Origin of the sequence: Nocardia sp. NPDC088792, assembly GCF_044750615.1 — a bacterium.
Lineage (GTDB): Bacteria > Actinomycetota > Actinomycetes > Mycobacteriales > Mycobacteriaceae > Nocardia.
Genome location: NZ_JBIVKC010000010.1, coordinates 35,558 through 41,121 on the forward strand (window position 1 = coordinate 35,558; position 5,564 = coordinate 41,121).

A 5,564-nucleotide genomic window follows, 5' to 3' on the forward strand; every position below is an offset into this window, starting at 1 on the left:
CCTCCAGCCCGAAGGTGTAGGCGACGCGGCCGGAGGCGATGCTGCCGCCGAATCCCATGGTGCCTTCGAAGTTGTCGGCGGCGCGTTCCACGACGGTCGCGTAGTCGCTGTACATGACGCCCGCGAAGACGCCGGTACTGCTGCCCCGCAAGGTGTCCGGGTCCAGTCCGGCCCGCTCGAACGCCTCGTGCGAGACCTCGAGCAGCAGCCGGTGCTGGGAGTCGGTGGCCATTGCCTCGCGCGGGGACATGCCGAAGAATTCGGGATCGAATTCGGCGGCCTCGTGCAGGAATCCGCCCTCTCGGGTGTACGAGGTGCCCAGCCGGTCGGGGTCCGGGTCGTGAAGCGCCTCGACATCCCAGCCGCGGTCGCGGGGGAATTCGGAGATGGCGTCGGTGCCCGAGGCGACCAGTTCCCACAGTTGATCGGGCGTGGCGACCCCGCCGGGATAGCGGCAGGCCATGCCGATGATGGCGATCGGTTCGTCGGCGGCGGTCGCGGTCGCGGCGGGTGCGGCGGTGTCGTCTTCGGCGCCGAACAGTTCGGTTCGCAGGAACCCGGCGAGGGCGGCCGCGGTCGGATAGTCGAAGACCAGGGTCGCGGGCAGGCGCAGTCCGGTGGCCGCGCTGAGCCGGTTGCGCAGGTCCACCGCGGTCAGTGAGTCGAAACCGATTTCGCTGAAGGCGCGTTCGGTGTCGACCGCGGTGGGGCTCGCATGTCCGAGGACCGCGGCGACGTGGGTGCTCACCAGCTCCAGCAGGGCAGGATCGCGTTCCGGTCCGGTCAGGCCCGCCAGTGGCGTAGCCGGCGCGGTGATCGTTTTGCGGCGGTTCGAGGTGCCGACGAGTCCGCGCAACAGGGGCGCGATCTCGCTGTCGTCGGTGCGGGCCCGCAGTCCGGCCAGGTCCAGCCGAAGCGCCACCAGCAGCGCGTCTTCGGCGGCGGTGCCGCTGTCGAAGAGCGCGAGTCCCTCGGCGGTCGACAGGGGCAGCACGCCACCGCGTGCCACCCGGGCCACATCGGCCTGCGCCAAATGCCCGGTCACGCCGCTGCGCTCGGCCCACAGACCCCAGGCCAGGGCGGTCGCCGCAAGCCCGCGCGCACGGCGGTGCTGGGCCAGTGCGTCCAGGAAGGCGTTGGCCGCGGCGTAGTTGGCTTGACCGCCGGTGCCGAAAACGCCTGCGCCGGAGGAGAACAGGACGAAGGCGGACAGGTTCAGATCCGCGGTCAGTTCGTGCAGGTGCCAGGCGGCATCGACTTTCGGCCGTAGGACCGCGTCGACCCGGTCGTGGGTCAGCGATTCCAGCACGCCGTCGTCGACGACACCGGCGGTGTGCACCACCGCGGTCAGCGGATGCGCGGCCGGGATGCGCGCCAGCAGCTCGGCGAGTGCGGCGCGATCGGCCACGTCGCAGGCCACGCCGGTCACGGTCACGTCCAGATCGGTGAGGTCGGGGGTGCGGCCGCTGCGGCTGGCCAGCAGCAGCCGCCGCACCCCGTGCTCGGTGACCAGGTGACGCGCGAGCAGACCCGCGAGAGTGCCACTGGCGCCGGTGATCAGGACGGTTCCGTCCGCCTGCCACGCGGGCGCCGCGCCCGCCACGGCCTTGGCCAGTCGGGGCACGAGCACTTCGCCCGCGCGGACCACGACCTGCGGCTGATCGGAGGCGATCGCCACGGCCACGCCGTCCGCGAAGTCCGCGGTGTCCACGTCGGCCAGCAGGAAGCGGCCCGGATGCTCGGATTGGGCCGAGCGCACCAGACCCCACACCGCCGCGGCCGCCGGATCCGCGACCTCGTCACCAGGCACCGCGGCGACCGCGCCGCTGGTCACCACCAGCAGCCGGGCCGTGACGGGCCGATCCGCGGCCAGCCACCCCTGCACGGCGTCCAGCGCCCGCCGCACCTGAATGTGGGTGGCGGCGGCCACATCTCCGGGCACGGGCTCGCAGGTGAACACCTCCACCTCGGTGCCGGCGCCCTGGTCCTCGGAGGCGCCGGCGGGCACCCAGTCGATGCGGAACAGTGAATCCTGGTGGCTGCTGAGCTGATTCGCCGCCACCGCACGCAACAGCAGCGAATCCACCGCGGCGACCGCCGTACCGGCGTCGTCGGCCATGGAGACCGCGACGCCGCCGTCCGCCCGGGGCGTGATCCGCACCCGCAGCGCGGTGGCGCCGGAGGCGTACAGGCTCACTCCGGTCCAGGCGAAAGGCAGATGCGCGCGCCCGTCCTCCGGGACGAAACCGCCCATGCCCAGCAGATGCAGGCCCGCGTCGGCCAGTGCCGGATGCACTCCGAAGCGCGCGCCGTCCGGCTCGGGCAATACGACCTCGCCGAACACCTCCTCGCCGCGCCGCCACGCCGCGCGCAGGCCGCGGAAGGCCGGGCCGTATCCCATGCCTACGCTCGCCAGTGCCGTGTACAGGTATTCCACGTCCTGTTCGATCGCGCCGGCGGGCGGCCATTCGGTGAGCGTGAACGGCGCCGCTGCCGTTGTGGCAGTGATGATTCCGGTGGCGTGGCGGGTCCAGTCGTCGTCGCGGCCCGAGTACACCGAGAGCGGGCGGCGCCCGGATTCGTCCGGCCCGCCGACTATCACCTGCAGGTCCACGCCGCCGCTCGCGGGTAGCGCGAGTGGGGCGGCCAGCGTCAGCTCCTCGAGCGTGGTGGCTCCCACCTGCGCGGCGGCCCGCAGGGCGAGTTCGACGAACGCGGTGCCGGCCAGCAGCGGGGTACCCATGGCCGTGTGATCGGCGAGCCAGGGATGCGTGCGCAGCGAGACGCGTCCGGTCAGCAGCACACCACCGGATTCGGGCAGCGATACCGCGGCGCCCAGCATCGGATGTTCGGCCGCGGCCAGCCCGGCGGCGGCCACGTCCGCGGGTGCGGTGACCGGATCGAGCCAGAACCGCTCGCGCTGGAAGGCATAGGTCGGCAGGTCCACTCGCCGTGCGCCGGTCCCGGCGAACAGGGCGGGCCACTCCGGGCCGCAGCCGCGCACATGCAGCGCCGCAACGGCTTCCAGGGCGGCGCGCGGTTCGGTGCGGTCCGGGCGCAGCAGCGGGGTGAATGCGGCGTCGGGCACGCAGTGCTGACCCATCGCGGTGAGGGTGCCGTCGGGTCCCAGTTCCAGGAAGGTGCGCACGCCCGCGTCGTCCAGGAAGCCCATGCCGTCGGCGAAGCGCACCGATTCCCGCACGTGGCGCACCCAGTATTCGGCGTCGAAGTCGGTGACCGGCGCACCGGTCACATTGGACACCAGCGGAATTCGGGGCGGCGCATACGACAGCCCCTGGGCGACGCGGCGGAACTCGTCCAGCATCGGCGCCATGCGCGCCGAGTGGAAGGCGTGAGAGACGTTGAGCCGCTTGGTTTTGCGGTCACCGGCGACCGCCAGCACCGCCTGCTCGTCACCGGACAGCACGACCGCGTCCGGGCCATTGATCGCGGCGATACTCACGCCCTCGACCAGCAGCGGCCGCATGTCGTCCGCGGAGGCGCGTACCGCCACCATCACGCCGCCGGCGGGCAGCGCCTGCATCAGTCGTCCGCGGGCCGCGACGAGTACACCGGCATCGGGCAGCGACATGACTCCGGCGACATGGGCCGCGGCGAGTTCGCCGATGGAGTGCCCGAGCAGGAAGTCCGGTCGCAGCCCCCAGCTCTCGGCCAGCCGGAACAGGGCCACCTCGAGCGCGAACAGTCCGGCCTGGGTGAACTCCGTCCGATCCAGCCGCTCGGCCTCGGTTCCCCAGATCACTTCCCGCACCGGCAGTTCCAGCGCCGCGCACACCTCGTCGAAGGCTTGCGCGAACACCGGGAACGTCTCGTACAGTTCACGGCCCATGCCCAGCCGTTGCGAGCCCTGGCCCGAGAACAGGAATCCCAGCTTGCCTTTGACCGGGCCGCCGAGCGCGCTCTCCCCTCCTGCCAGCGCACTCAGCTCCCGCGTCAATTCGTCGCGGTCCGCGGCCACCAGTACCGCGCGTCGCGTGTGCGCCGCGCGGGAGGTCGCCAGGGAGAAGGCGATATCGAGCGGGTCGGTGTCCGGATCGAGTCGCGCCCGCAGTCGTTCGGCCTGCTCGCGCACGGCGGCCTCGGATTTGCCGGACACCACGAACGGCAGCACGCCGATCCGCGTATCGGGCTCGGCGGCAGGGGTTTCCGTGGCCGGCGCCTGTTCGAGGATGGTGTGCGCATTGGTTCCGCTCACACCGAAGGAGGACACCGCGGCCCGGCGTGGACGGCCGGTCTGTGGCCACGGCGACTGCTCGGTCACGAGATCGATCGATCCAGCCGACCAGTCCACCTGCGGGGTCGGGGTGTCCGCGTGCAGGGTGCGGGGCACCAGGCCGTGGCGAATCGCCATGACCATCTTGATGATTCCGCCGACGCCGGCGGCGGCCTGGGTGTGCCCGATATTGGATTTCAGCGATCCCAGCAGCAGTGCGTGCCCGCCGATACGGTCCTGGCCGTAGGTCGCGAGCAGGGCCTGCGCTTCGATGGGATCACCGAGCACGGTGCCGGTGCCGTGCGCCTCCACCACGTCTATCTCCCCGGCGGCCAGCCGCGCGGAGGCCAGCGCCTGGCGGATCACGCGTTCCTGCGCGGGACCATTGGGCGCGGTGAGCCCGTTCGAGGCGCCGTCCTGGTTGACCGCGCTGCCGCGCACCACCGCCAGCACCGGATGCCCCAGCCGGCGTGCGTCGGAGAGTCGTTCCACCAGCAGCATGCCGACGCCCTCGGACCACCCCGTGCCGTCCGCACCCGCACCGAACGCCTTGCAGCGGCCGTCGGGGGCGAGTCCGCCCTGGCGGGAGAACTCGACGAACAGCCCGGGCGCCGACATCACGGTGACACCGCCGGCCAGTGCCAGCGAGCATTCCTCCTGCCACAGCGCCTGACACGCCCAGTGCAGCGCCACCAGCGAGGACGAGCAGGCGGTGTCGACGGTGACCGCCGGGCCCTCGAGCCCGAGGGTGTAGGCGACCCGTCCGGAGATGACGCTGGCCGCATTACCGGTCAGCGCATAGCCGTCGGCGTCCGCGTCGGGCTTGCCGGTGCCGTAGCTGGAACCGTTGGCCCCCACGAACACTCCGCAGCGCGCGCCGCGCAGCGTGTCGGGGTCGATCCCGGCCCGCTCGAACGCCTCCCACGAGGTTTCCAGCACCAGCCGCTGCTGGGGATCCATGGCCAGCGCTTCGCGCGGGCTGATGCCGAAGAACGCGGCATCGAATTCGGCGGCGCCGTAGAGGAATCCCCCCTGCCGGGTGTTGGAGGTGCCCGGGCGACCGTCCGGGTCGTAGAGCGCGTCGAGATCCCAGCCGCGATCGCGCGGGAATTCCGAGACCGCGTCCACCCCGTCGCTCACCAGTCGCCACAGCTGCTCGGGCGAGACGACCCCGCCCGGGAAACGGCAGCTCATGCCGACGATGGCGATGGGCTCCCGATTCGTCTCGGCCAGTTCCCGATTCAGCTTCCGTAGCCGCTCGGTCTCCTTGAGCGACGCGCGCAGCGCGTTGCGGAGCTGGTCGGTGTTCGCGGTCATTTTCTCTTCCACC

The 5,564-nt window shown here is 71.9% G+C and carries 1 protein-coding gene (cut by a window edge); it reads right to left on the reverse strand.

The annotated features are described in order from the left end of the window. Positions 1-5,551 carry the 5' end (the start) of an SDR family NAD(P)-dependent oxidoreductase gene (locus ACIP5Y_RS46870; RefSeq protein ID WP_400360315.1) on the reverse strand. Its footprint begins 5,702 nt before the window's first position, so the window shows 5,551 of its 11,253 coding nt (coding positions 1-5,551); its start codon is at positions 5,549-5,551; its stop codon lies beyond the left edge, outside the window. Between the last annotated feature and the right edge of the window lie 13 nt (positions 5,552-5,564).